1 pseudogene is annotated in these 699 nt (G+C 44.2%); it reads right to left on the bottom strand.

From position 1 onward, the window contains the following. Positions 1-699: pseudogene (locus R7190_RS27560) on the bottom strand (ketol-acid reductoisomerase); the annotation flags it as partial.

The following is a 699-nucleotide window of genomic DNA, read 5'->3' as shown; positions in this document are numbered from 1 at the left end:
AACCGCGATGCGCTTCATATCCGTCATATAGCCACGTAGTTCTTCGCCAATGTATTCCACTGGGTGGTTACGGATAGTCTCGTTCACTGCGATAAGAGTCGCGTTATCCACTTGGTTAGACGTTTCGCCTAGGCCTTTACCAATAACATCTGTACCAACAGAAGGCATGAATTTCTCACGTAACAAAGGCGTTGCTACGTTAGCAAATAGGTAGTTACCGTATTCAGCCGTATCAGAGATAACCACGTTCATCTCATATAGACGCTTACGTGCGATAGTATTAGCAATCAACGGAAGTTCATGTAGAGACTCGTAGTACGCTGATTCATCGATGATTCCAGAAGCTGTCATCGCTTCAAATGCCAGTTCAACCCCAGCACGAACCATTGCAATCATTAGAATGCCGTTGTCGAAGTACTCTTGCTCAGAGATCTCAACGTCCGTTTCTGGGTAATTTTCAAATGCAGTTTCACCAGTTTCTGCACGCCATCCTAGAAGATTTTTATCATCATTTGCCCAATCAGCCATCATGGTGCTAGAGAAATGACCAGAGATAATATCGTCCATGTGCTTGTTATACAGTGGACGCATTAGGTCTTTTAATTCTTCAGAAAGCTCGAACGCCTTGATTTTCGCTGGATTAGATAGACGGTCCATCATGTGAGTGATGCCACCGAATTTCAGAGCTTCCGTAATGGT

It is taken from the genome of Vibrio sp. 1078-1 (assembly GCF_033340475.1).
This window is presented reverse-complemented; position numbering and strand designations above follow the sequence as displayed.